The organism is Bradyrhizobium embrapense (assembly GCF_001189235.2).
GTDB lineage: Bacteria > Pseudomonadota > Alphaproteobacteria > Rhizobiales > Xanthobacteraceae > Bradyrhizobium > Bradyrhizobium embrapense.
Map to the genome: position 1 here is coordinate 1 of NZ_LFIP02000016.1, position 25,614 is coordinate 25,614.

At 65.1% G+C, this 25,614-nt stretch carries 26 protein-coding genes; 12 read left to right on the top strand and 14 right to left on the bottom strand.

All coding sequences use genetic code 11. The features are described from left to right. Together AKN83_RS35850 and AKN83_RS35855 are read right to left on the bottom strand one after the other, a co-directional pair. Positions 1-205, bottom strand: a 205-nt coding sequence (locus tag AKN83_RS35850; protein WP_157113742.1) for an IS630 transposase-related protein, incomplete at its 3' end; no start/stop codon positions are given. A gap of 398 nt (positions 206-603) precedes the next feature. Then, positions 604-1,809, bottom strand: coding sequence for a penicillin-binding protein activator (locus AKN83_RS35855; RefSeq protein WP_050401268.1), 1,206 nt, complete (start codon positions 1,807-1,809; stop codon positions 604-606). Positions 1,810-2,064: 255 nt separating this feature from the next. Between AKN83_RS35855 and rsmI the strand changes: the two genes are divergently transcribed. The 4 genes from rsmI to AKN83_RS35875 all read left to right on the top strand — a co-directional run bounded on the left by rsmI (position 2,065) and on the right by AKN83_RS35875 (position 5,527). Then, positions 2,065-3,018, top strand: coding sequence for a 16S rRNA (cytidine(1402)-2'-O)-methyltransferase (gene rsmI, locus AKN83_RS35860; RefSeq protein WP_050401269.1), 954 nt, complete (start codon positions 2,065-2,067; stop codon positions 3,016-3,018). Further along, on the top strand, positions 3,005-3,388 hold the full coding sequence (locus AKN83_RS35865) for a YraN family protein (protein ID WP_050401270.1): 384 nt from the start codon (positions 3,005-3,007) through the stop codon (positions 3,386-3,388). The genes rsmI and AKN83_RS35865 overlap by 14 nt, the downstream gene beginning before the upstream one ends. Before the next feature lie 29 nt (positions 3,389-3,417). Next, positions 3,418-4,365 (top strand): glutathione synthase, encoded by a 948-nt coding sequence (gene gshB / locus AKN83_RS35870; protein WP_050401271.1) that lies wholly within the window; start codon positions 3,418-3,420, stop codon positions 4,363-4,365. 190 nt (positions 4,366-4,555) lie between these two features. Next, positions 4,556-5,527: an MBL fold metallo-hydrolase gene (locus tag AKN83_RS35875; RefSeq protein ID WP_050401272.1), complete on the top strand. Its 972-nt coding sequence runs from the start codon at positions 4,556-4,558 to the stop codon at positions 5,525-5,527. A gap of 77 nt (positions 5,528-5,604) precedes the next feature. Here the strand turns inward: AKN83_RS35875 and AKN83_RS35880 are convergent, their stop codons facing one another. Beyond that, positions 5,605-7,071 (bottom strand): toll/interleukin-1 receptor domain-containing protein, encoded by a 1,467-nt coding sequence (locus AKN83_RS35880; protein ID WP_050401273.1) that lies wholly within the window; start codon positions 7,069-7,071, stop codon positions 5,605-5,607. A gap of 378 nt (positions 7,072-7,449) precedes the next feature. On the opposite strand from AKN83_RS35880, the gene AKN83_RS35885 reads away from it, so the two are divergent. The 3 genes from AKN83_RS35885 to AKN83_RS35895 all read left to right on the top strand — a co-directional run bounded on the left by AKN83_RS35885 (position 7,450) and on the right by AKN83_RS35895 (position 12,017). Continuing rightward, positions 7,450-9,000: a YifB family Mg chelatase-like AAA ATPase gene (locus tag AKN83_RS35885; RefSeq protein ID WP_050401274.1), complete on the top strand. Its 1,551-nt coding sequence runs from the start codon at positions 7,450-7,452 to the stop codon at positions 8,998-9,000. Between the two features lie 117 nt (positions 9,001-9,117). Beyond that, entirely contained in the window at positions 9,118-9,636 is a 519-nt protein-coding gene (locus AKN83_RS35890; protein WP_050401275.1) for a hypothetical protein, read from the top strand. 104 nt (positions 9,637-9,740) lie between these two features. Beyond that, entirely contained in the window at positions 9,741-12,017 is a 2,277-nt protein-coding gene (locus tag AKN83_RS35895; protein ID WP_050401276.1) for a PAS domain-containing hybrid sensor histidine kinase/response regulator, read from the top strand. A 146-nt stretch (positions 12,018-12,163) separates the two neighbouring features. On the opposite strand, the gene coaA is transcribed toward AKN83_RS35895, so the two are convergent. From coaA to hisB, 7 genes are all read right to left on the bottom strand, one after another. Next, the gene (gene coaA, locus AKN83_RS35900) at positions 12,164-13,120 is read right to left on the bottom strand and encodes a type I pantothenate kinase (protein WP_050401343.1); all 957 of its coding nucleotides are present in this window, start codon (positions 13,118-13,120) and stop codon (positions 12,164-12,166) included. Between the two features lie 32 nt (positions 13,121-13,152). Beyond that, the gene (locus tag AKN83_RS35905; RefSeq protein ID WP_050401277.1) at positions 13,153-13,476 is read right to left on the bottom strand and encodes a phosphoribosyl-ATP diphosphatase; all 324 of its coding nucleotides are present in this window, start codon (positions 13,474-13,476) and stop codon (positions 13,153-13,155) included. A gap of 114 nt (positions 13,477-13,590) precedes the next feature. After that, positions 13,591-14,367 (bottom strand): imidazole glycerol phosphate synthase subunit HisF, encoded by a 777-nt coding sequence (hisF, locus tag AKN83_RS35910; RefSeq protein ID WP_050401278.1) that lies wholly within the window; start codon positions 14,365-14,367, stop codon positions 13,591-13,593. A gap of 11 nt (positions 14,368-14,378) precedes the next feature. Then, the gene (hisA, locus tag AKN83_RS35915; RefSeq protein WP_050401344.1) at positions 14,379-15,110 is read right to left on the bottom strand and encodes a 1-(5-phosphoribosyl)-5-[(5-phosphoribosylamino)methylideneamino]imidazole-4-carboxamide isomerase; all 732 of its coding nucleotides are present in this window, start codon (positions 15,108-15,110) and stop codon (positions 14,379-14,381) included. Further along, on the bottom strand, positions 15,107-15,757 hold the full coding sequence (gene hisH, locus AKN83_RS35920) for an imidazole glycerol phosphate synthase subunit HisH (protein ID WP_050401279.1): 651 nt from the start codon (positions 15,755-15,757) through the stop codon (positions 15,107-15,109). The genes hisA and hisH overlap by 4 nt, the downstream gene beginning before the upstream one ends. Then, positions 15,754-16,284 (bottom strand): DUF2628 domain-containing protein, encoded by a 531-nt coding sequence (locus tag AKN83_RS35925; protein ID WP_050401280.1) that lies wholly within the window; start codon positions 16,282-16,284, stop codon positions 15,754-15,756. Before AKN83_RS35925 ends, hisH begins: the two co-directional genes overlap by 4 nt. Positions 16,285-16,370: 86 nt before the next feature. Continuing rightward, a complete protein-coding gene (gene hisB / locus AKN83_RS35930) occupies positions 16,371-16,964 on the bottom strand; it encodes an imidazoleglycerol-phosphate dehydratase HisB (RefSeq protein WP_021078165.1) in 594 nt (197 codons plus the stop codon). Between the two features lie 243 nt (positions 16,965-17,207). Here hisB and hslV point away from each other — a divergent pair, with 243 nt between their 5' ends. The 4 genes from hslV to AKN83_RS35950 all read left to right on the top strand — a co-directional run bounded on the left by hslV (position 17,208) and on the right by AKN83_RS35950 (position 20,906). Continuing rightward, a complete protein-coding gene (gene hslV, locus AKN83_RS35935; RefSeq protein WP_024583062.1) occupies positions 17,208-17,765 on the top strand; it encodes an ATP-dependent protease subunit HslV in 558 nt (185 codons plus the stop codon). A gap of 2 nt (positions 17,766-17,767) precedes the next feature. Continuing rightward, complete coding sequence (locus AKN83_RS35940; protein ID WP_050401281.1) at positions 17,768-18,253, top strand: GNAT family N-acetyltransferase; 486 nt, start codon at positions 17,768-17,770, stop codon at positions 18,251-18,253. 54 nt (positions 18,254-18,307) lie between these two features. Next, entirely contained in the window at positions 18,308-19,612 is a 1,305-nt protein-coding gene (gene hslU / locus AKN83_RS35945; protein WP_050401282.1) for an ATP-dependent protease ATPase subunit HslU, read from the top strand. A 169-nt stretch (positions 19,613-19,781) separates the two neighbouring features. Further along, entirely contained in the window at positions 19,782-20,906 is a 1,125-nt protein-coding gene (locus AKN83_RS35950) for a hypothetical protein (RefSeq protein WP_050401283.1), read from the top strand. Positions 20,907-20,908: 2 nt separating this feature from the next. Here AKN83_RS35950 and AKN83_RS35955 read toward each other — a convergent pair whose 3' ends face one another. The 3 genes from AKN83_RS35955 to AKN83_RS35965 are packed head-to-tail and all read right to left on the bottom strand — an operon-like array spanning position 20,909 to position 23,824. Then, positions 20,909-21,502, bottom strand: coding sequence for a Smr/MutS family protein (locus tag AKN83_RS35955; RefSeq protein WP_050401284.1), 594 nt, complete (start codon positions 21,500-21,502; stop codon positions 20,909-20,911). Next, complete coding sequence (gene mltA / locus AKN83_RS35960) at positions 21,499-23,142, bottom strand: murein transglycosylase A (RefSeq protein ID WP_050401285.1); 1,644 nt, start codon at positions 23,140-23,142, stop codon at positions 21,499-21,501. The genes AKN83_RS35955 and mltA overlap by 4 nt, the downstream gene beginning before the upstream one ends. Then, entirely contained in the window at positions 23,120-23,824 is a 705-nt protein-coding gene (locus tag AKN83_RS35965) for a Tim44/TimA family putative adaptor protein (protein ID WP_050401286.1), read from the bottom strand. Before AKN83_RS35965 ends, mltA begins: the two co-directional genes overlap by 23 nt. Before the next feature lie 420 nt (positions 23,825-24,244). Between AKN83_RS35965 and secB the strand changes: the two genes are divergently transcribed. Then, positions 24,245-24,733: a protein-export chaperone SecB gene (secB, locus tag AKN83_RS35970; protein ID WP_050401287.1), complete on the top strand. Its 489-nt coding sequence runs from the start codon at positions 24,245-24,247 to the stop codon at positions 24,731-24,733. Positions 24,734-24,884: 151 nt separating this feature from the next. Here secB and dnaQ read toward each other — a convergent pair whose 3' ends face one another. Further along, the gene (gene dnaQ / locus AKN83_RS35975; RefSeq protein WP_050401288.1) at positions 24,885-25,607 is read right to left on the bottom strand and encodes a DNA polymerase III subunit epsilon; all 723 of its coding nucleotides are present in this window, start codon (positions 25,605-25,607) and stop codon (positions 24,885-24,887) included. Between the last annotated feature and the right edge of the window lie 7 nt (positions 25,608-25,614).

The window sequence follows — 25,614 nt, forward strand, 5'->3', positions numbered from 1 at the left end:
AGTCGCGTTCGGAAGACAGCGCGTAGGGACGATTGCCGCCCATCTGCCGCGCCGCCGCGCTTCCGGTCGCGCGAAACCGCTGCGACCACTTCACCACGCTCGCAACACTGACCTTGAAGGTGGCAGCCACCGACCGGCAGCTCTCTCCCGCCGCTACCGCGGCAACAACGCGCTCGCGCAAATCAAGAGAATAGGCCCGTCCCATCAGATGCTGGCCTCCTCCAGCCAGCATCTTGAATCAGAACCCCGCTGATTTGGGAATCCCCAATCGATTCAGACCAAAACGATCACGCTCTAGAGCGCGATGAGATTAGGTCGAGCTGGAACGACATCCAAGGTTCACCTCTCCCGTGGGAGAGGTCGATTTGCGCAGCAAATCGGGTGAGGGGTTACGGTCTATCGAGAGAGCAAGAGCCCTCACCCGGATTGCTTCGCAATCCGACCTCTCCCCAACGGGGAGAGGTGAGCAGAACCCGGCGGCAAGCTTATTCACCAAAATCACCCCGCTCCAGGCCCACGCTGCGAAAATATCGAAAACAACCCCATGCACAGTAGTCGGCGGGTATAGGCGCTCGACAAGGCAGCTTGACCGCCTGACGAAAATCAGGCGCCGAAACTCTTCGGCGAGCCGGCGACCGGCGTGCTGCCGCCGGAGGCCACCTTCATGACCGCAAGGCCGCGCTCGTTGGTGCCGTCGGACCGGAAGCGGAACAGGCCGTCGATGCCGGCAAAGCCGGACGGGTTGGTCAGCGTCTCCGGCGCGAAGCGCTGCGCGCCCTGGGTGCGCGCAAGTGCGGCCATCAGCGCGACGGCGTCATAGGCAAGCGTTGCGGTGCGCACCGGCTCGCCGCCGTATCTGGTGCGGTAGCGGCCGGCGAAACTGCGGAAGCCGGACGGATCGGGCGCGGCGTAGAGGCCGCCCTGCAGGACGGGGCTCGCGAACACCCGCGGATTATCCCACAGCCCGGTGCCGAGCAGCTGGATGTTGTGCAGATTGGCGCCGGCTGCGGTCAGCGCATCGGCCGTCGCGACCACAGAATCGCCGTCGTCGGCAAGCAGCAACGCATCGGCTTGGCCGAGCGCCTGGGCCACCGTCCGCGCCGGCGTCGCGCGATCGGCGCCATATTTCTCGAATGCGACGACGCGGCCGTTCTTGCGGCCGACCGCCTGCTTGAACGCCGCCTCGACCACGTTGCCATAGGCGTTGTCAGGCACCATCGCGGCGAACGAACGTTTTCCGATCCCCGCGGAATAATCGACGATCCGGTTGACGTCGGACTCCGGCAGGAAGCTGAGCAAATAGACGCCGCGGCCGGCCACGCTCGAATCCGTGGAGAATGCGATCACCGAGGTTCCGCGCGGCCGCGTCAGTTGCGCGACGGCCGGGACGGAGCCTGCGAACAGCGGTCCCAGGATGATCTCGGCGCCCTCGGACAGCGCCTGCTGGGCACCCTGCGACGCGCCCTGCGGGCTGCCGCCATCGTCCTTGATCAGGAGCTGGATGTTCGGGTTCTGAAATTCCGCGAGCGCCATTTCGGCGGCGTTGCGCATCGACTGGGCGGCGAGCCCTGCGTTGCCGGACGCCGACAGCGGCAAAATCAACCCAATTTTGACCTGACCGGTGCCGACCGCCTGCGGTTGTTGCTGCGGGCCGGCGGGACCGGCTTCCGGGTTGCTGCTGGAAAATTGGCTCAAGCTCTGCTGGATGCCGGAACATGCCGCCAGCAACGGCGCACCCACGATCAGGCCAAGCGCGGTCCGCCGGGTCGTGCCCGACGGCAGGGTCTTGCGGTGATGCGGGCCTTCCATCGTCTCTCTTCTCTTGGCCGACCATGATCGGCCAGGACTCCATCCGGCTCTCATCAGGCGGGCGGATTCAGGCATATTGTCGGCGAATAGTTAACTAAAACAAAAGGATTATGGCCCCGCGGCGCCGTTGCCGCGGCCTCCATTTCTCTCCCCTCAGGCGGCGTTCCGTCACCGCCTTTTGCCGATGTGGCGCGAGCGCCGCCATCCCGCTAGAGCCTATATCCACTTCGCTCGAAAACGCTCTAGATTGCTATTATGCGCGCAAAAGCCAGTTCCCTCCACCATTCGGATGCCACGACGGGTGCTGCGGCCAGAACCTTTTCGATCGGCGGCCAGCAACTCGCCGCGCCGAAAGCCAGGGCCGGGCTCCATCTGGTGGCGACCCCAATCGGGAATCTCGCCGACATCACCTTGCGCGCGCTGGAGACCCTTGCCGGCGTCGACGTCATCGCCTGCGAGGACACCAGGATTACGCGCCGGTTGACCGAGCGTTATGCGATCACCGCTGACCTCGCGCTCTACCACGAGCACAACGCGGCCCAGGCCCGGCCCAAGATCCTCGAGCGGCTGGCGCAGGGCGCCGCGATCGCACTGGTTTCGGATGCCGGCACGCCGCTGATCTCCGATCCCGGGTTCAAGCTGGTGCGTGAGGTCTGCGCCGCCGGCCATGCCGTCATCGCGGTGCCGGGGCCGTCGTCGGTGTTGACTGCGCTGTCGGTCGCGGCGCTGCCGACCGACCGGTTCTTCTTCGAGGGATTTTTGCCGGCCAAGGAGCACGCGCGCCGCGCGCGGCTCACCGAGCTCGCCCGGACCGATGCGACGCTGGTGATGTTCGAATCCGGCAATCGCGTGCAGGACACGCTGCGCGACCTCGCCGCGATCATGGCTGGACGCGATGCGGCTATCTGCCGCGAGCTGACCAAGCTGCACGAGGAGGTCAAGCGCGCGCCGGTCGCCGAGCTTGCGGCAGGCGCGGACGCACTGGAGACCCGCGGCGAATTCGTGCTCGTGATCGGACCGCCGGCCGATGATGCCGGGGTGATGGATGAGAATTCGCTCGACGACCTGCTGCGCGCGCAGCTCGCCCGTGGCAGCGTCAAGGATGCGGTCGCGCATGCCGTCGAGCTGTCGGGCCGGCCGCGCCGCGAGGTCTACGCCCGCGCGCTCGAGCTTGCGAAAACCATCGGGGACGGCGATGGCGAAGACTGACAGCGCCTCGCCTGAACGCGTCGCCGCATTCCGCACCGGCATCTCGGCCGAAAGCCGCGCCGCGGCGCTTCTGATCGCCAAGGGCTATCGCATCCTGGCGAGGCGCTTCCGCACCCCCTACGGCGAGATCGACCTGGTGGCGCGGCGGCGCAACCTCGTTGCCTTCGTCGAGGTGAAGGCGCGGGCCAGCCTCGATGAGGCCGCCTATGCGGTGACGCCGCGCCAGCAGCAGCGCATCGTCAACGCCGCCCAGGCCTGGCTGATGGCGCATCCCGAACATGCCGAATTTGACCTCAGATTCGACGCCGTGCTGATTGCGCCCAAGAGCCTGCCGCGCCATCTGTTAGCGGCATTCGACGCCAGCCCTTAAAGTATTCTCAGACCTCGCGAGACACGCCTATGACACTGAAGATCGCCGTCCAGATGGATCCCATCGCGCGCATCAACATCCGCGGCGATTCGACCTTCGCGCTGCTGCTCGAGGCGCAGAAGCGCGGCCACGGCATTTCCTACTACACGCCCGACAAACTGTCGCTGCGCGGCGAGGAACTGGTGGCCCCGGTGCAGCCGCTCACCGTGCGCGACGAGGTCGGCGATCACTTCACGCTGGGCGAGCCGAAGCGGGAAGCCCTCAATGGCTTCGACGTCGTGCTGTTGCGGCAGGACCCGCCGTTCGATCTCGCCTACATCACCTCGACGCACTTTTTGGAGCGCATCCATCCGAAGACCCTGGTCGTCAACGATCCGGCCAGCGTGCGCAACGCGCCGGAAAAGCTGTTCGTGATGAATTTCCCGCAGCTGATGCCGCCGACGCTGATCTCGCGCGACCTCGACGAGATCAACGCCTTCCGCGACCAGCATGGCGCGGTCGTCATGAAACCGTTGCACGGCCATGGCGGCGCGGCAGTCTTCCGCGTGATGCCGCAGGACATGAACTTCGGTTCGCTGTTCGACATGTTCTCGGTCACCTTCAAGGAGCCCTGGGTGATCCAGCGCTTCCTCCCCGAGGTGAAGCATGGCGACAAGCGCATCATCCTGGTCGACGGCGAATTCGCCGGCGCGGTCAACCGCGTGCCGGCGGCAGACGATCTGCGCTCCAACATGGTGCGCGGCGGCGCGGCCAAGGCGACCGAGCTGTCGGATCGCGAGCGCGAAATCTGCGCCACGCTCGGGCCCGCGCTGCGCGAACGCGGCCTGCTGTTCGTCGGCATCGACGTGATCGACGGCAATCTGACCGAGATCAACGTCACCTCGCCGACCGGCATCCGCGCCATCCAGCGCCTCAACGGCCCGGATGTCGCGGCGATGATCTGGGATACCATCGAGAAGAAGCGCGCCGCGAAATAATCCTCCTCCTTTGTGCGCCGCACAGGCTGGCTGAAATTTTAGCCAGCGTACGGTCGCGCGTGCGTTCGCCTTATTCTTCTTGCCAGCTTGCGCAGGCGAAGGCAGCATCCTCTTGCCTGCGTCAGGTCAAGCGGCGGGCTGACGCGGGCGACAACGCGAAACATCATAAAAATTGTGGAGGAAGAACGTTATGACGCTCAATGTCTCACGACGATCCTTGCTCGCGCTCGGCGCCGGTCTCGGCGCCAGCACACTGCTTGGGGGCACCGCCCAGGCGAAGGCACCGAAGCTCGGCACGCAGACACCCTATTGGCACCGCTTCGTTCTCGGCGATGCCGAGGTGACCGTCGTCTCCGACGGCCCGCTTCCGCTCGGCGATCCCTCCGGCACCTTCACCGGCGTGCCGAAGGAAGAGGTGAAGAAGATGCTCTCCGACAATTTCCTCTCGCCCGACAATGTCGTGCTCGAGCAGAATTCGCCGATCGTCAACACGGACGACAAGCTCATCCTGTTCGATACCGGCATGGGCACCTCGAAGGCGTTCGGCCCGACCACCGGGCGTCAGCAGAAGAGCATGCAGGAAGCCGGCATCAAGCCGGAGGACATCGATGCGGTCGTGCTGTCGCACGCGCATATCGACCATATCGGCGGCATCGTCGGTGCCGACGACAAGCCGCTGTTCCCGAATGCGCAGTACTACATCGCGCAAAGCGATCTCGATTTCTGGACCGACGAAGGCAAGATGGGCAGTCCGTTGAAGGACTTTATCGTGCACGCCCGCAAGAACCTGCTGCCGGTGCGCGACCGCATCGTTTTCTTCAAGGACGGCCAGGAATTCCTGCCCGGCGTGACGGCGATCGCAGCGCCCGGCCACACCGTGGGCCACACCATCTTCATGGTGAGCTCGGGCGGCAAGTCCTTTGCCTTCCTCGGCGACCTCTCGCATCACGCGGTGCTGCTCCTGGAGCGGCCGCGGATGGAATTCTCCTACGACACCGATCCGAAGCAGGCGGCGAACTCACGGGTCAAGCTGCTGGAGATGCTGGCCGCGAACAAGACGCCGGTCATGTCGTATCACTTCGCCTGGCCGGGCTACGGCCATGTCGCCAAGGCCGGCGAAGGCTTCCATTATTATCCCGAGCCGATGCAGATGACGCTGTGACGAGCGGGCGCATGGGGGCGGCGCGCGTCGCCCCCATGCGCTGCCCGGATGCCCCCGTCCTGCCTCACGCAGCGGGATTAGTCGGGAACGGCTTTGGTCGCCTCTATTCTCTCCGCGCAAAGGAGCTCGTTGCAGAGCTTGTCGATGAAGCTGCTGTTGATTGCCCTCAAGCCGACGAACCCGGCTGTCACGACATCTGCGGCGTCGGACCACGTGGTGTCCTTGGTGGGAGTCTGCGCCTCCTTTATCTTGTCGAAGATCTGCATTCTCGTGGCCGACCATTTCGCGATTTCCTCGCGCATGAAATCTTTTTCCGGTCCATCCCGAAAGCCATTCAGCAAGGGCGGGTCGTCATGTTCGTCCTTTGGCGGATTGAGCCCGAATTCTTCAGCCTCGGCCTCAACCAGGACGATCTCCTGCTGAAGCTTCTGCAGCAACTCGGCCTTCTTCTTTTCGGGGAATTTCGGGTTCTTGTTGAGTTCGTCGGACAAGGGCAAGACGCGCTGGCGAAAGCGGATCGACAGGATCAGCGCGCTCAGCAGCAGCGATGTCTTGAACGTCAGATTGAAGCGCCGATCCCGCGACGGAATGAATGCGACGTAGCACCGCCTCGCGCCGTTTCTGAAATTCAGGTTTCTGGCGATGATGGGCCGGTAGAACTTGCCGTCGTTCCCCAGGCAGAGAAAATCCGTCTGCGTCGGTACTTTGCCAAGCAGGAGGTCCCTTGCCGCTGTCTCCATGTCGTTGATCCAAAGCGGGGTCATCTCATTGCCGCTTCGCGCGGAAGCCACCGCCTTGATATCGGCCCAGGTCGTCGAGGTCCCAGCAATTGTGAAGATGTTGGGCAACGCGTTGAATTCCCCCGTCACCACGGTGGTCGGGGTCAATCCCTCCGCGCTTTGCGATGGTGGCGGCACCATAAAGCTGATGCGTGGTTGAAAGACGTCTTCGCCGACGAAGTCATTGGCTCCGTTTTGAACGAATGCCCGTGTGATTCTTCGCACGCCATTCCTTATGGCTTTGCGCGTGTTGGGGTCGTCAATCCCACGGAAGGAAATACCCGTCGAGTTCGTCAGCAGATTCTCGAAGAAGTCGAATAGCTCCGTGTTTTCGTAAGCGAGCGAGTCGTCATTGTCGGCGTCGACGTTGAGCAATACGTCGTTACGATTGCGGATCGATACCAGGGAGCCTTGATAGCGGGACAGTTGATCCGGACGATCGACGTCGTACAGGAAGCAAATTCGATCTCGCACCGCTTCTTTCTGATCTGCCCGTTCGAGCTTGGCGCGGAACTGGCCGGCTTCGTAGAAGCACCAGCTCATGTCCTTTTCCGATTTGTTTCCCCCGCTACAGATGAAAACGAACCACTGGGATTTCTGAATCGATTCCGAAATCTTGGCTTCGTAGTCGTCGCCGCCTTCAATTCCGGCACGATCGATGAACACCTCGAGATTCGTCGACAGGCCGGCGAGCGACTCCACCACCGCTTCTGCGATTTTCTTGTCTTTGTGATTGTACGATATGAAGACTCCGGTCTGGGCCATGGTTGTCCTCTCAGCGCAATGTTTCTGGCAGCGAAATATTCCTGGACCGGCAGATGCCGTCCTTCGTCTGGTTTCCGGCATTGGAGGCCCGAGACTGGAGCAGCACCGCTGCGACCAGGAACAATATTTTCCAAACTCGAAATGAAGGTTCGGGCTTCCTCAAGCTGAAAGCTTAGGGTCACGCTCGTACAGATTGCAATGAAGCAAATCACACATCCCGAAATCCCGGACCGGGCCGGATCGGCCGGAGGGACTAGCCGCCTCCGCTCCGGTGTGGTTTGCGCCGGCCCGAATACCGGCCCATCCCCGAATGTTCCTGTAATGTTCTTGACTTCACCCCCCGCTCCGCTACCTTGGGTGGCGGAAGATAGGGGCAGCATGGTCCAGCGGGTTTCCACCGTCGCATTCGAGGGGATTGAGGCCCGCGCGGTCGACGTGCAGGTGCAGGTCGCCCCGGGACTGCCGGCGTTTGCCATCGTCGGCCTGCCCGACAAGGCGGTGTCGGAGGCGCGGGAGCGGGTGCGTTCGGCGCTGATCGCTTCCGGCCTCGCGCTCCCCGCCCGCCGCATTACCGTCAACCTCGCGCCGGCCGATTTGCCCAAGGAGGGCAGCCATTACGACCTGCCGATCGCGCTCGGCCTGATGGCGGCGATCGGGGCGATCCCGCTGGATGCGCTCAGCGGCTTCACCGTGCTCGGCGAGCTCGGGCTCGACGGCTCGATCGCAGCCGTCGCGGGGGTGCTGCCCGCGGCGATCGGCGCCAATTCGCGCGACGAGGGACTGATCTGCCCGGCCGCCTGCGGCTCGGAGGCCGCCTGGGCGAGCCCGGACATCCAGATCATCGCAGCCCACTCGCTGATCCAGATCGCCAATCACTTCAAGGGCACGCAGGTGCTGTCGCGGCCGCAGCCGAAGGTGCAAGACCAGAACGAGGCGCGCGAGGAAGCGCTGCTCGACCTGCGCGACATCAAGGGCCAGGAGAGCGCAAAGCGCGCGCTCGAGATCGCCGCCGCCGGCGGACACCATCTGCTCATGATGGGCTCCCCCGGCGCCGGCAAATCGATGCTGGCGGCGCGGCTGCCTTCGATCCTGCCGCCGCTGTCGCCGTCCGAACTGCTCGAAGTCTCGATGATCGCATCCGTCGCCGGGGAGATCCGCGACGGCGCGCTGACCGCGCGGCGCCCGTTCCGCAGCCCGCATCATTCCGCGAGCATGGCCGCGCTGACCGGCGGCGGCATGCGCGCCAAGCCGGGCGAGATCTCGCTCGCGCATCAGGGCGTGCTGTTCCTCGACGAATTGCCGGAGTTCGATCCGCGCGTGCTGGATTCGCTGCGCCAGCCGCTGGAGAACGGCGAGGTTTCGGTGAGCCGGGCCAACCATCGCGTCACCTATCCGGCGCGCTTCATGCTGGTCGCGGCGATGAACCCGTGCCGCTGCGGCCATGCCTACGAGCCCGGCTATTCCTGCAAGCGCGGCAGGCTCGACCGCTGCACCGCCGACTACCAGATGCGGATCTCCGGCCCGCTGATGGATCGGATCGACCTGCGGATCGAGGTGCCGGCCGTGACCGCGGCAGATCTCATCCTGCCGCCCCCGGCGGAAGGATCGGCCGAGGTCGCCGCCCGCGTCGCGGCGGCACGCGACATCCAGCTCGCGCGCTACGCTGCGGCCGGCATGCCGCATGTCCGCACCAATGCGGAGGCACCGAGCGCGCTGCTGGAGACCATCGCGCAGCCCGACGCGCATGGCCAGAAGCTGCTCCGCGAGGCCGCCGAGACCATGCACCTCACCGCGCGCGGCTATCACCGCGTACTGCGGGTGGCGCGCACGCTCGCCGACCTCGACGGCGCTGATACGATCGGCCGGCTGCACCTCGCCGAAGCGCTGTCCTATCGTGCATTGGCCGACGATTTGCGCCGCGCGGCGTGATCGCCCCCGTTTTGTGCCCGGCGCGCGCCGCGTCAACACGACGGTAACCACTCTCATTTACGCTCCGCAAACCATAAGCACCGCGATCCGCGGCAAGCTTGGGTCGAGAGTTGTGTCATGTTGCGTATGAAGGTTCTGGCCTCGGTGGTCCCGCTTGCCGTGGCCGCGGTATTCGCCCGCGCTGAAATCCTGCCGGGCCCCCGGCCCTGCATCGAGGTCGGCGGCGCCACGATGCAGATCGCATCGGTCCCCTGGCAGGCGCAGCTTCACGTCAGCTTCACCGACGACCCCAGCCTTGCGACCGTCCGGGTCCGGATCGCCGACAGCGCCGAGGCCGCCGATTTCACCGTGATCGACGACATCGACGATGCCGAGGCCGGCACCTGCGAAAGCAATGCGGTGCCGCAGCTGATCGGGATTTCCAGCGCGCCGACCGCAACCGGCCCGATCATCTATCTCGCCCATGACGGTCCGTTCGATTACCGGGTCTACGTGCAGTCGAAGACGTTCTCGGCGCGCGATGCCGCGGCCCTGATCGTCAGCGCCCGCGGCGGACACCGCCGCCTTGAGGCGGCATCGCTCGCGCCGCACATGCGCTTCCGCGACCAGTCGATGGCGGAGTTAACCTCCCGTTAACCCTGTTCCGAGGGGCGGCGCGAAACGGCCGCCAACCTCAAGCACTTTGCAAGGTGGCCGACGCATCGTCATCGCCAGACCAAGCACTCTCAGGACCACCATTGATGGGGCGTTTCTTCCGAATCAAGTTACGCCTTCGCCGCTTCCTGCGGCGCCATTCCTGGGTCGCGGCGATCGTCCGTTCCTTCACGATCTTTTCCGTCGCATTCGGCGGCGCCTTCGGGTTCATTTCCGGCGCCCTCTCGCAACACAGCGGCTACGATCCCAATACATTCGCGATCGGCGTCAGCTTCCTGTTCGCGATCGCCTGCCTCTGGATCGTGACGCTCGGCATCCGGCTGCGGCTGATGCGCAGGAGGTTGCGCACCATCGCCATGCACAACGAGGCGATGGCCGACCGCAACTGGGAACTGCAGGAAGCCGAACAGCGCGCCTCGACGCTGTTCGAGGCGCGGGACGATCTGATCGTGCTGCGTGACATCGACGGCCACATCACCTATGCCAACGACGCCTATTGCGAGCTGGCACAGATCGCCCGCGGCGAATTGATCGGCAGCACTGCGACCCTCAAGGTGCTCGAGCAGGGCAACACCGCGCTCGAATCCAACGGCACGCGGGTCTACGACCAGAAGATCGAGGGACCGCACGGGCCGCGCTGGATCGCCTGGCGCGAAGGCCTCGTGCGCAACGATGCCGGCGCGCCGGCGGAGATGCAGAGCGTCGGCCGCGACGTCACCGACCGCACCGAGAGCGAGCGCGCGCTGGCAGAAGCGCGCGATCAGGCCGACGCCGCCAACCGCGCCAAGTCGCGCTTCCTGGCGATGGCAAGCCACGAGATCCGCACGCCGCTGAACGGCATCATCGGCATGAGCGGGCTGCTGATGGACACCCAGCTGACGCCGGAGCAGACCACCTACGTCAAGGCGGTCAAGACCTCCGGCGATGCGCTGCTCGCGCTGATCGAGGAGCTGCTCGACTATTCCAAGATCGAAGCCGGCAAGATCGATCTCGAGCACCGCGCCTTTGCGCTGTCCGGCCTGATCGAGGAGATCACCGAATTGCTGGCGCCCCGCGCGCAGGCGAAGGGCATCGAGATCGCCGCCTATGTCGACGAGCGGCTGCCGGCGCAGGTGACCGGCGATGCCGCGCGGCTGCGTCAGGTGCTGCTCAATCTCGCCGGCAACGCCATCAAGTTCACTGCGACCGGCGGCGTCGCGCTGATCGTCGAGCCCGGCATCTGGCCGAACGAGATCAGCTTCCTGGTTCGCGACACCGGCATCGGCATCGCACCGGAAGCGCAGCAGCGCATCTTCCGGGAGTTCGAGCAGGCCGACGACCGCATCGCGCGCAGCTATGGCGGCACCGGCCTCGGCCTCTCGATCAGCGACCGCATCGTCAAGCGGATGGGCGGCCGCATCTCGCTCGCGAGCACGCCGGGCGCGGGCTCGACCTTCGAGGTCTCGATCCCGCTCGTCGCCGCCGACCCCGCCGGGGCCCATGGCTTCACGGCGCCGGACCTCGCCGGCCAATCCATCATGCTGCTCGCACCGCACAGCATCGAGGCCTCGCTGATCTCGCGGCGGCTGCAGCGCTGGGGCGCGCAGACCTGTATCGTGTCGGATCCCAATGTCGCCGAAGCACTGCTGCCGGAACGGAGTTGGCACACGGTCCTGATCGATCACTCGCTCGGCACGCAAGCGATGGAGGCGTTCGCTGGCGCGGCTCGCATCCACGCAACCCATCGTATCGTGATGGTTACACCGGCGACGCGGCAGGACCTTTCGGCCTCCGAGACAACCATGCTCACCGGCTATCTGGTCAAGCCGCTGCGGGCGTCGTCGCTCGCCGCGCGCCTGACCGCCTCACCCGAGATCGCCGCACCAAGCCTCGTGATGCCAGGCCCTGCGATCGAGACGGTCGCGGAGTCCGCGCCAACGGCGCCGGCGGCCGCACCGGCGCAGCAGGGGCTGTCGATCCTGGTTGCGGAAGACAATGAGATCAACGCGCTTCTGATGCGCTCGCTGCTCGCCCGACTCGGTCATACCGTGGTCATAACAACCAATGGCGAGCAGGCGATGGAGTCCTGGCTGTCGGCGACGTCGGCCGGCACGCCCTACGATCTCGTGTTGATGGACATCCAGATGCCGCGCCTCAACGGCATCGAGACCACCAAGCAGATCCGTGCCCATGAGTCGGGCGGGCTGGCCGGCCAGTCCGGACGCCGGACGCCGATCCTGGCGCTGACCGCCAATACGCTGGTCGAGGACCGCTATGCCTGCTTCGAAGCCGGCATGGATGGCTTCCTGATCAAGCCGCTGGATCGCGAGAAGCTCGAGGAAGCGCTCGCGGGCCTCGCTGCTGCTCGGCACATCGCCGCGTAGATTTTAATCGCCATTGCGAGCCACCCGGTCGGCGCAAAGCGCCGCCGGATGACGGGCTCCGCGAAGCAATCCACGCATCCGCCTATGCAGAACGATGGATTGCTTCGTCGCTCCGCTCCTCGCAATGACAGCCGAGACGGCGGATCCTACAGCCGCCGCAGCGCGACGGACTGCACCACGTGATCGGCGCCCTTCTTCAGGATCAGCGTCGCGCGCGGCCGGGTCGGCAGGATGTTGTCCTCGAGATTGGCGAGGTTGGTGCGTTCCCAGATCGCGATCGCGGTTGCGGTCGCTTCCTCGTCCGACAGCAGCGCATAGCGATGAAAGTAGGACCTTGGATCGGTGAACGCGGTGTCGCGTAGCGCCAGGAAGCGCTTGATGTACCACTGCCGCAGCGCGGACTCGTCGGCGTCGATATAGACCGAGAAATCGAAGAAGTCGGAGACGAACGGGACCGCCTTGCCGTCACGCGGCAGCCGCCCGGTCTGCAGCACGTTGACGCCCTCGACGACCAGAATGTCGGGCTGGTCGATCTCGACCCATTTGTTCGGCACGATGTCGTAGGTCAGATGCGAATAGACCGGCGCGCGGACGCGACGCCGTCCCGCCTTGATGTCGCTGAGGAATGACAGCAGCGTCGGCAGGTCGTAGCTCTCGGGAAAACCCTTCTTCTGCATGATGCCCTGCCGCTCGAGCACGGCATTGGGGAACAGGAAACCGTCGGTCGTGATCAGGTCGACCTTCGGCCGCGGCGACCAGCGCGCCAGCAGCGCCTGCAGCACGCGCGCCGTGGTCGATTTGCCGACCGCGACCGAGCCGGCGACGCCGACGATATAGGGCATCTTGCGATCGCGGATCGCGAGGAACTGGCGCTGCGAATAATACAGCCGCTGGGTCGCATCGACATAGATCGACAGCAATCGCGACAGCGGCAGATAGATGTCCTCGACCTCCTGCAAATCGAGGCGATCGTGCATCGAACGCAGGCGATCGAACTCGCCCGGCTCGAGCGTCATCGGCGTATCGTCGCGCAGATGCGACCATTGCTGGCGCGTGAATGTGCGATAGGGGTTGTATTGCTGATCTGGTGCCCGGATGTCCATGACGCCCCTCTCCATGCGCTCGATCATGTGCGCTAGTCGCGCTTGCGCGACGCCTTCTCTTCCAGTCCCGACATCGCGGTGCGCTTCTGAAGCGCGGCCTCGACATCCTCCAGCCTCACGCCGCGTGACTTCAACAGAACCAGCAGGTGAAACACGAGATCGGCACTTTCGGCGATGAGGTGGTCGCGGTTGTTCTCGACCGCAGCGATCACGGTCTCGACCGCCTCCTCGCCCAACTTCTTGGCACAATGCTCCGCGCCCTTGTCGAGCAGCTTGCGGGTATAGGACGCCTCGCCGCCCGTTGCAGCGCGGGCGTCGATGGTGGCGGCCAGATCGTGGACCGTGAAACGCGACATCAACTCAACTCAAGCATGCGCACCGGCACCGCCAAGGTGCCATCCCCTAGGTGGGGGCTTAGCATTTTTGTGACAAGGAGTCCCAAATCACGCGCCAGCGCTGGAGATCAAGGCTTAAGGATCGAGGCGCATCGGCAGGCCGGCGCGCACCATGTGATCCTTGGCCTGGCGGATGGTAAATTCCCCGAAGTGGAAGATCGACGCCGCCAGCACGCCGGTGGCATGACCCTCGCGGACTCCGTCGACCAGGTGATCGAGATTGCCGACGCCGCCGGACGCGATGACCGGTACGGGGACACTGTCCGCGATCGCCCGGGTCAGCGGCAGGTCAAAGCCCTGCCGCGTGCCGTCGCGGTCCATCGAGGTCAGCAGGATCTCGCCGGCGCCGAGCGAGACGACCTCCTGGGCATATTCGATGGCGTCGATCCCGGTGGCATTCCGTCCACCATGGGTGAAGATCTCCCAGCGGTCGGAGCCGCCGGCGCGCTTGACCCGCTTGGCATCGATCGCGACCACGATGCACTGCTCGCCGTACTTCTCGGCCGCTTCCTTGACGAACTCGCGGCGGCTGACCGCCGCCGAATTGATCGAGACCTTGTCGGCGCCGGACCGCAGCAGGATCTTGATGTCGTCGACGGTGCGGACGCCGCCGCCGACCGTCAGCGGCATGAAGCAGGCCTCCGCCGTCCGCCGCACCACATCCAGCATGATGCCGCGGTTTTCATGGGTGGCGGTGATGTCGAGGAAGGTGAGCTCGTCGGCGCCGGCGGCGTCATAGGCGATCGCGGCCTCGACCGGATCGCCGGCGTCGCGCAGGTCGACGAAATTGACGCCCTTGACCACGCGGCCGTCCTTGACGTCGAGACAGGGGATCACGCGAACCTTGAACATGTCTCTAACTCCTAAACCGCGCTGCGGATCAGCTTGAGCGCGGCGGCCGGATCGAGCCGTCCGTCATAAAGCGCACGGCCGACGATGGCGCCGGCGAGCTTCTTGGCGCGCGGCTCCAGCAGCGCCTTGACGTCGTCGATCGAGGCGAAACCGCCGGAGGCGATCACCGGGATCGAGATGCGGTCGGCGAGGCCGATCGTGGCATCGAGGTTGAGACCCTTGAGCAGGCCGTCGCGGGCGATGTCGGTGAAGATGATCGCGGCGACGCCGGCGTCCTCGAAGCGCTGCGCGATCTCAAGCGCGGTCACATGCGAGGTCTCGGCCCAGCCCTCGACCGCGACCTTGCCGTCGCGCGCATCGAGGCCCACCGCGACGCGGCCGGGAAACTGCTTCGCCGCGCCCTTCACCAGTTCGGGATCGCGCACGGCAGCGGTGCCGATGATGACGCGCGTGATGCCCTTGTCGAGCCAGGCTTCGATGGTCTTGAGGTCGCGGATGCCGCCGCCGAGCTGCACCGGCATGGTGACGGCCTTCAGCATCGCCTCCACCGCATGCGCATTCATCGGCTTGCCGGCGAAGGCGCCGTCGAGATCAACGACGTGGAGATATTCGAAACCCTGCGCGGCGAAGCTCCTGGCCTGCGCCGCCGGATCGAGATTGAACACGGTGGCGCGCGCCATGTCGCCTTGCTCGAGGCGCACGCACTGGCCGTTCTTCAGATCGACCGCTGGAAAAAGGATCACGGCTTCCACTTCAAGAAATTGGAGATCAGAGCGAGGCCGAAGCGCTGGCTCTTCTCGGGGTGAAACTGGGTGCCAACAGCGGTGTCCTTGCCGACGATCGCGGTCACCGGCCCGCCATAGTCGGCGCGCGCCAGCACGTCGGCCTCGTTGGCGGCGTTGAGGTGATAGGAGTGCACGAAATAGGCGTGGCGCCCCTTCGGCCCGAGCGGCAGCCGCTCCAGCACCGGATGCTCGCGCACCATATCGAGCGTGTTCCAGCCCATGTGCGGGACCTTCAGGCTCTCGTCGCGCGGCTCGATCTTCACGACATCGCCGCCGATCCAGTTGAAGCCCTCGGTGATGACGTGCTCCTTGCCACGCGTCGCCATCAGCTGCATGCCGACGCAGATGCCGAAGAACGGCCGCGCCTTGACCCGCACCGCCTCGGTCAGCGCTTCCAGCATGCCGTCGACCGCGTCGACGCCGCGGCGGCAATCGGCGAACGCGCCGACGCCGGGCAGCACGATGCGATCGGCGCGATACACCGCGTCGGGATCGCGCGTCACCTTGATGGCTTGCGGATCCTCCATGCTGCGCGCCGCGCGCTCGAAGGCCTTTGCCGCCGAATGCAGATTGCCGGAGCCATAATCGATGATTGCAACGGTCATCGCGATCCTCCTGGCTCTGGAAACAATCCGATGATGCCGCCCTGCGGCATCGGCGGGGGTTTTGAGAAAGATTGGCCGGGCACGTCCCGGGTCGGCGGCGGCCCACCGCGATCGACGGACCGCTGGTCATTGAAGGCGCCGCGATGCCGCGCGATCCAGCGTTCGAAGAAGCGGCGCTCGGCGGCGTCCTTGTTGTCGGCCACGACGATGTCGAGCTGGCGCCATTTGCGCCGCGACAGCGTCCAGCGTTGCAAGGTCGGGGCCTCCAGCCCGATCAGCACCATCAACACCAGGTCGACGAGCAAGATCGCGCCGCGGCCGATCCCGAGCTTGGTCAGCGCAAAATCGATCGCGAAAGTCAGCACCAGCCAGCCGATCAGCGCCAGCCAGAGCCGATGCCAGACCAGCCAGATCGCGCCGGCGACCGCGGCCCAGAAATGGAAGCCGTCGCGCACGAAAACGAACTTGTCGGCCGCCGCGACATCGGCGCCGCTGGCCACGGGGGCATGCACTGTATAGACCGGCATCGAACGCTCCGCCGAGGATGGACTTTTACTTACAGCATGATCTCCGGGAGAACGGGTGCCACCGTGTCCGGATCATGCTCCCGGGGTCAGCCGCCGAGCTGACCCTTGGTCGAGGGCACTTCGCCCTGGGCACGCGGATCGATCGCAACCGCCGTCCGCAGCGCCCTCGCCAAACCCTTGAAGCAGGATTCGGAGATATGATGGCTGTTCTCGCCATATAGGGTCTCGACGTGGAGAGTCACACCGGCGTTCATCGCGAAGGCGTTGAACCATTCGCGCACCAGCTCGGTATCGAACTCGCCGATCTTATCACGCGGGAACTCGACCTTGAACACCAGCACCGGGCGGCCGGAAATGTCGATCACGACGCGCGACAGCGTCTCGTCCATCGGCATGTGGATCGAGGCGTAGCGGGTGATGCCGGCCATGTTGCCGAGCGCCTGCTTCACGGCCTGCCCGAGCGCGATCCCGACGTCTTCGGTGGTGTGGTGGTAATCGACATGGAGGTCGCCATCCGCCTTCACCGTGATGTCGATGCGCGAATGCCGGGCCAGGAGGTCGAGCATATGGTCGAAGAAGCCGATCCCGGTCGAAACCGTGGATACGCCTGCTCCGTCGAGGTTGACCGTCACCTCGATGTCGGTCTCCTTGGTCTTGCGCTTGATGGTTGCCGTGCGCATGAAGATTAAGCTTTCCCGTGCCGAAAACGCCGGTCTTTTAACAGGCTGATGTCACCTTCGCTACTGCGGGATGACCCCGAAACGCCCTAACTTCGGGCCATGGTGACCCAAATTCCTTGCCGTCTTGTCATACCGCGTTTTCTTCACGCGAACCGGTGCCCACTTCGCTCGAAAACGCTGCTTTTCGCCCGATTGTAACCCTCTGCCCGACCGCCTAAATCTGCCCGGGAAGAGAGGTAACCTATGCAAGCATCCCAAAATGAGCTGCCGGTCTGGCATGGCACCACGATCTGTACGGTCCGCAAGGGCGGCAAGGTGGTGATCGGCGGCGACGGGCAGGTCTCGATCGGCCAGACTGTGATCAAGGCCAATGCCAAGAAGGTCCGGCGGATCGGCAAGGGCGACGTGATCGGAGGCTTTGCCGGCGCCACCGCCGACGCCTTCACGCTGTTCGAACGGCTCGAAAGCAAGCTGGAGCAATATCCGGGGCAATTGACCCGGGCGGCCGTCGAGCTCGCCAAGGACTGGCGGACCGACCGTTATCTGCGCCGGCTGGAGGCCATGATGATCGTGGCCGACAAGGACGTTTCCCTGGTGCTGACCGGTACCGGCGACGTGCTGGAGCCGGAATCCGGGGTCATGGCGATCGGCTCCGGCGGCAATTATGCCCTCGCCGCGGCCCGCGCGCTGGTCGACACCGACAAGGACGCCGAGACCATCGTGCGCCGCGCCCTGGATATCGCCGCCGATATCTGCGTCTACACCAACCGCAACGTGACGATCGAGACGATCGGCGGCTGAGCATGGCCGTCGCCTATCGCTTCCGCCCAATGACGACGGCCGACCTGCCGCAAATCAGGCAGTGGCTGGCGCTGCCGCATGTCCGCCAGTGGTGGGGCGATCCGGCCGAGCAATACGCGCTGGTCAGCGGCGACCTTGAGGAGCCTGCGATGGACCAGTTCATCGTTGCCGCCGAGGGCAACGATTTCGGCTACATCCAGTGCTACGACCTGACGGCATGGAATTCCGGGTTCGGCAAGCAGCCGGAAGGCACCCGCGGCATCGATCTCTTCATCGGTGCGCCCGACATGATGGCAGGTGGCCATGGCTCGGCGCTAATCCGAGCCTTTGTCGACGACCGGCTGGCTAACGGCGCGCCACGCATCGTCACCGATCCCGATCCGGCGAATGCGCGGGCCGTACGCGCCTATGAAAAAGCGGGTTTTCGGGAGGCCGGAGCGGTCGATACGCCCGACGGGCCTGCACTGCTGATGATCCGCGACAAATGACCCAGGCGCGGAACGGCGCTTGCCGAGACCATTCCTTCAACCTAGCTAGAGCCAATGACCGACTTCTCCCCCCGCGAAATCGTTTCTGAACTTGACCGTTTCATCGTCGGCCAGGCCGATGCCAAGCGCGCGGTATCGATCGCGCTGCGCAACCGCTGGCGGCGGCTGCAGCTTGCCGGTTCCCTGCGCGAGGAGGTTCTGCCCAAGAACATCCTGATGATCGGGCCGACCGGCGTCGGCAAGACCGAGATCGCGCGACGGCTGGCCAAGCTCGCGGGCGCGCCGTTCCTCAAGGTCGAGGCCACGAAATTTACCGAGGTCGGCTATGTCGGCCGCGACGTCGAGCAGATCGTCCGGGACCTCGTCGAGGTGGCGATTTCGCAGACCCGCGAGCGCAAGCGCAAGGACGTCCAGGCCCGTGCCCAGCTCGCCGCGGAGGAGCGCGTGCTGGATGCGCTGGTCGGCCCCGGATCGAGCCCGGCGACGCGCGAATCGTTCCGCAAGAAGCTGCGTGCCGGCGAGCTCAACGACAAGGAGATCGAGATCGAGACCCAGTCGGGCAGCAGCGGCATGCCGATGTTCGAAATCCCCGGCATGCCCGGCGCCCAGATGGGCGCGATCTCGCTCGGCGATATCTTCGGCAAGATGGGCGGACGCAGCAAGACCCGCCGCCTGACGGTGGAAGGCTCGCACGAGATCCTCGTCAACGAGGAATCCGACAAGCTGCTCGACACCGATCAAGTGGTGCAGGAGGCGATCAACGCCGTCGAGAACAACGGCATCGTGTTCCTCGACGAGATCGACAAGATCTGCGTGCGCGAGAACCGCGCCGGCGGCGACGTTTCCCGCGAGGGTGTGCAGCGCGACCTGCTGCCACTGATCGAGGGCACCACGGTCTCGACCAAGCACGGCGCGGTCAAGACCGACCACATCCTGTTCATCGCCTCGGGCGCCTTCCATATTGCCAAGCCCTCGGACCTGCTGCCCGAACTGCAGGGCCGGCTGCCGATCCGCGTCGAGCTGCAGGCGCTGACCCGCGACGACATGCGCCGGATCCTGACCGAGCCGGAAGCGTCGCTGATCAAGCAATATGTCGCGCTGCTGAAGACCGAGGGCGTCACGCTCGACGTCACCGACAGCGCGATCGACGCGCTGGCCGACGTTGCGGTCGCGGTCAATTCCACGGTCGAGAACATCGGCGCGCGGCGGCTGCAGACCGTGATGGAGCGGGTGCTCGACGAGATCTCGTTCACCGCCCCCGATCGGCACGGCGAGACCATCCAGGTCGACGCCGATTACGTGACCAAGCATGTCGGCGACCTCGCCAAGAACGCCGATCTGAGCCGGTTTATTTTGTAGGCGGCGCAGCCATCGTCGCCCCGGCGCAGGCCGGGGCCCATAACCCACTGCTGCTTGCATTGAGCCAAGACTCGGGCCGCTATCCCGTCTAAGAACTGACTTCGGTGGTTATGGGTCCCGGCCCCGTGCGCAATTGCGCACTAGGCCGGGACGACGTGGTGGATAATCTATGAATCTGCGGGTAGCGCAAAACCCCTGGCGCTTGATGCTGGCCGTCAACGTGGCCGTGCTGGTCGGGGTGTTCCTGCACAAGATCGCACTGCCGCCCTTCGTCCCCTACATCCATCTCCTGGTCGACTATCACTACGGCTTCACCAAGCGCGCGCTGATCGGCGCGATCGTGTCTGTCTTCACCGACAAGGTGCCGGTGTGGCTGGTGTTCGCGCTGGCCGGCGCGATCTGGCTGGTGACGTTCGGGCTGTTCGTCAGGCTTTTTCATCGCACATTCGGCTTCCGCGATGCGCATTGGCCGCTGTTCGTCTTCATTGCGGGATCGCCGTTTTTCCTGAAGAACTTCATGCACACGCTCGGCCATTTCGACATCTACGGCTGTGCGCTGACGATCGTGCTGCTGCTGATCCCGGCGCGCTCCGTGATGTACGTGGTGATTGCAGCGCTGATCTCGATATTGCTGATCCTGGTCCATCACATCTTCGTCTTGATGTATGTGCCGACGATCGCGGGGATCGTGGTGCTGCGCTTCTACCTGACGCAGCGGGCGACGCCGCGAAACATCGCCATCGGCCTCGTGGCGCTCGCCGCGGTCGGCATCCTGTTCCTGGTCGCGCAATTCGCCGGCACGGTCGAGGTGCCCTATGACGAATTCATCCGTCACCTGCAGAGCCGGATGGCCGATCCGTCGCGGACCGACCTGCTGCAGTTCGGCTACATCTGGTACCAGCCGCTGTCGAAGGAGTTCGCCGACACCTGGGCCCGGATGCCCTCTAACATCCTGGGCGTCCCGGTATTTGCGCTGCTGATCTGGCTGCATGTGCCGCTGTGGCGCTATTTTGCGCGGCTGATCGGCGCGCTGGCGCATGAGTTGCATCGGCGGATCGTGTTCGCCGCGCTCATCATGATCAGCGCCGGCTATTTCGTGATGTTCGTGACCGTGTTCGACTATTCGCGCTGGATCTCGAACTGGGCGGTCTGCATGTTCCTGATGCTGCACGCGGTGAAGATGCTGCCGGCCTCGAAGGACGTAGCGCCGATCGATTCAGACGATCGCAAGACCACAGTCTTGGGCTGGATCGTCACGCTGATCCCGCGCGTCGGGATCGTCCGCCCTTTCTGATCTCAGGATCTCGCGCGACGGACCCGCACATAGAGCGCGCCCTCGCCGCCATGGCCGATATGCGCTTCCTCGAAGCCGACGACCAGCGAGCGGAATTCCGGCAGGCTGAGCCATTCCGGCACCTGCCGGCGCAACACGCCGCGTTCGGACTCGAGGCCACCGACTTTGCCCTTGCCGGTGATGACCAGCACGAAGGTAAGCCCGTCGCTGTGCGCACGCTGCAGGAAGGTGAACAACACGCGATGCGCGCGCATCTGCGTCATGCCGTGCAGATCGAGCCGCGCATCGATCTCCTGTCGGCCGCGTGACAGTTTTGCGCGCTCGCGGCGGCCGATCGGCGCCAGCGGCGGCACAGGCGGACGCGGCGCCGGCGCCGCCTTGGCCGACGTCACCGGCTTGACCGGAATGGGCTTGGCTGCGGCGTGATGCGCGGGCGGGTCAGCGGCGACGGCGTGGGCTTTCGGTGCGGCCGGCTTCTTGCGCAGCGGCTTGACCTGCTTGGCCACGCTCTCCCAGAGCGCACGCTCCTCCTCGCTCAGCGCACGCTTGCGCCGCGACGGAGCGGACAGATCGAGGATCGGCGCGGGTCGTTTCATTGATCGCGGTGATGGCGAGTGCGCCTATAGCGCCGCTTCTCCGGTTGCTGCGGAATGTCGGGCCGGGCGACCGGCAACGGCACCGGTTCTGCCACAGGAGCGGCCTGCGCGACAGGGGCCGTCGTCCCGGACGCAGCGGGCGGAGCATCCTTTGCAGGGGGGCTCACGGACGGGTTCCTGGCGGCGCCGTTGCCGGCGTCTTTCGTCCCAGCCCTTGTCCCGGCCTTGGCAACGGTCGCCGTGGTCGCATCCGCAGGCTTCGCCGCCGCCTTTTCCTTCGGCGGATCGGTCTGCGGAAACAGTTTTGCGATCCTGGCCGACGGCCGCTCGTCAGGGATCGGCAGCTTGTGGCCGCGCGCGACGGGATCGAGCCCCTTCGGCACCAGCATCACGAACTGCATGTTGTGGCGCAGCCGGCCCGAGACCTTGCCGGCATCAGCGCCGGCGCCGAAATAGAGATCGGCGCGCGCCGGGCCGACGATGGCCGACCCGGTGTCCTGCGCGATCATCAGCCGGTGGAACGGCGTCCTGGATTGCTCGGATTCGATCGGCAGTTCGCCGGCGATGAAGAACGGCGTGCCGTAGACATGCAGCGCCTTGTCGACCGCGATCGAGCGGCCCGGCGTCAGCGGCACGCCCTGCGCACCGACCGCCTCGTCCTTGTCGGACAGCGGCACTTCGCGGAAGAACACGTAGGCGCGGTTCTGCCGCCGCAGCTCCTTGGCGCCGTCGGGGTTCTGCTCCATCCACTCCCTGATCTTCTGCATCGACATCTGATCCTTCGGGATGATGCCGCGGTCGATCAGGACGCGCCCGACCGGCGTATAGGGATAGCCATTATGCGCATCGTAATTGATGCGGAGCGTGGTGCCGTCCTCGAACTTGATCCGCGCCGAGCCCTGGATCTGGGCGAACAACAGGTCGGTCTGGCTCTTCAGCCAGGCGATCTCCAGCCCACGGCCGGCGATCGCACCGTCCTCGATCTGGCCGCGGTCGTAGTAGGGCACGAGCTTGCGCCGGCCGATCTTGCGATACACCGGACCGCTGTTGGGCAGGCCGACGGACGCCTGCGTCTTGCCGCGCACGAACAGGTTGGACGGCCGGCGATAAACCGGAACATTGTAGACGTCGGTCTGGGTCCGCGAGCCATCGAGCACCGGCTCGTAATAGCCGGTGACGAAGCCGGCGCCCTCGCCGAGCCGCGAGATACGCAGCGGCACAAAGTTCTCCTCGAAGAACTCCTTCGCTTTCGCGCCACCGGCGAGATCGAGTCCCTTCGCGATCCGGCAGGGATCGCGCAGCGAGCTGCCGAGCGCCTTCGACTCCGCGGGCGCGCCCTGCTGGGCCGCGATCGGCTTGCAGCTGGTGCGAAATGCTCGGTAGGCCGCGAGATGATCGTCCTCGCTCCAGCCGGTGACATCGGCCCAGGCCAGCGGCTCATACTGGCTGCCGCTGACCTGCAGCGGCAATTCCAGATCGGGATAAGGGATCGGGTGGGACTGCTGGAGTCGCGGCGCGGCGTGCCGGCTCGACCTGTAGCGTGCGGCGATCGCCGCGGTGGAGCACACAACCGCGAGCGCGCAGCACGCGATCGCGAGGCGCCCGTAGCTGAGATGTTTAGTGAGCGCTTCCAGTGCCAACCAGCTTCCAATTCGGATCGCGGGAAGTCGAGTCGCGGGCGAATGTCCAGATGTCGGTGATGTCGGCGACCTTGTCCGGGCTGCCGTCGACGATGGTCCCCGCCTTGTCGCGCGTGACCGAGATCATCTGCGACACGAAGCGGACGGTCAGCTGGGTCGAGCGATCGCGCGTCTCGGCGCCGACGATCTCGGCCTTGTCGATCGACACGAACCGCGTTTCGGTCTTCTGCTCGTGCTTCTCGCGATCCTTGATCGCGGCCTCGAAGCTCTCATAGACCTCGGCAGACAGCAGGTCGCGCAGCGCGCGGCGATCGCCATTGGCGAAGGCCAGCACGATCATTTCATAGGCCGAGCGGGCGCCCGAGAGGAAATGCCGCGGATCGAACGAGGAATCCTGGGCGACAACCGCGTCGAGACCTTGCGCCAGCGGCGTGCCGGGCTCGGCGATGCCCTTCCAGCGTTCGGTCGGCTCGACCGGATCGGCGGGCGCAGCCGGGGCCGGCTGATCGATCACCGATCCCGGGATCGGCACGACGTTGTTATCCTGGCCGCGCTGCAGGACGTTGGGTGCTGCACGATCATACGGCGGCCGCTCGCTTCCTGTGCGCTGTCCGAGAACGCTGCGCAGACGTAGGAAGATAAATACGGCCAGCGCCAGGAAGATGATGGTGTAGATATCCACGTCGAGTTCGCTTTCTGCTCTCTGCCGGCAACGGGTCCGGGCATCAAAGCGTTCCCGGTCGGGAACGGCAGAGATTACATCACCGATTGAGTCCGCTGCATGTAGGCACGAAACTATGCCCGGCCAATGGCGCTTTTTGGCACGGGCAAGTGTAGCGCGTTTCGGCCCCGGGGGGAAACCCGTTCCGTCCCGGAAATCGCGTATCTTCAATAATTTAGGAAGCCGTTAAGGGATTGGGCGGAGTTGCGTTCGCAAACCCGTTGCGGAAGATTTGGCCGCAGGCCCGCCTGGATGCAGGCGCTCGTCGTCCTTGTGGACCGAGCCGGGCCTATGATAGCCACTCGCCGGCATCGGCATTTCCAAACCTTAACGCGTGCCGTCGGACATCCTGTCCCGAGCGCCGCTCCAGGAGACATTTTCATGACCAATGGCAACGGCGCCCCCGTCGAACAGCCCGCCCCCCAGCTCAACGTGCTGGCGCAGTACACCAAGGACCTGTCGTTTGAGAACCCGAATGCGCCGGCCTCGCTCGGCCAGCAGCAACAGCAGCCGGCGATCAACATCCAGATCAACGTCTCCGCCAACAACCTGTCGGAAAACGAGTTCGAGGTGATCCTCTCGATCGAGGGCAAGGCCGAGTCGGCCGGCAAGGTGATGTTCAGCTTCGACCTCGCCTATGCCGGTGTCTTCCGGATCGTGAACGTGCCGAAGGAGAATTTGCACCCGCTGGTCATGATCGAGTGCCCGCGGCTGCTGTTCCCGTTCGCGCGCGAGATCGTCGCGACCTCGGTCCGCGATGGCGGCTTCCCGCCTTTGCTGCTCGACCCGGTCGATTTCGTCGGCCTCTACCGTCAGAACATGGAGCGGCAGGCAGCCGCCCAGGCCGCTTCCGGCGTCAAGCCGAGCTGATCCCGAAAGTTCGATCGTTTGGCTCCCGTCACCCTGAGGAGCCCGCGCTTGCGGGCGTCTCGAAGGATCGACGGGCGCCGATCGTGGCCGATTCATCCTTCGAGACGCCGCTTCGCGGCTCCTCGGGATGAGGGGAAACATTAATCTTGAATCAAGCCGCCGGTGCTGCAGCAGGTGCCGGCGGCGGCAGATAGTCGTTCCAGATCGGCTTGTCGCCGAGCGTCGCGACGAACGCCCGGTGGGCTTCGCGATCCGCGTCGCTGACCCGCGCAACCAGCGCGGTTTCTCGCTGCCGCCGCGGCGTATCGCCATAGCTTCCGCTGCGCGCATCCGAATTTTCCGACGCCAGGATGAGCTGCGACTGCCGCGCCCCGATCAGGTCGATGTAGACCTCGGCCAGCAGCTCGGCGTCGAGCAAGGCGCCGTGCTTGGTGCGGCGGGAATTGTCGATCTGATAGCGCGAGCAGAGATCGTCGAGCCGGTTCGACACACCAGGATGCTTGCGTCGCGCCAGCAGCAGCGTATCGACCAGCCGGTCTTTCGGGATCGCCTTCCGCTTGATGCGGTCGAGCTCGGCGTTGATGAAGCTGATGTCGAACGACGCGTTGTGGATCACCAGCGGCGTATCGCCGATGAAGGCCAGGAACTCGTCGACCACTTCAGTGAACAGCGGCTTGGAGGCCAGGAACTCGGTCGACAGCCCGTGCACGGCGAAGGCCTCCGCCGGCATGTCGCGTTCGGGGTTGATATAGACGTGGTAGGTCTGCCCGGTCGGCATGCGGTTGAAGATCTCGACGCAACCGATCTCGACCAGCCGGTCGCCGCGCAGCGGATCGAGGCCGGTGGTTTCGGTATCGAGAACTATTTCGCGCATGACGTAA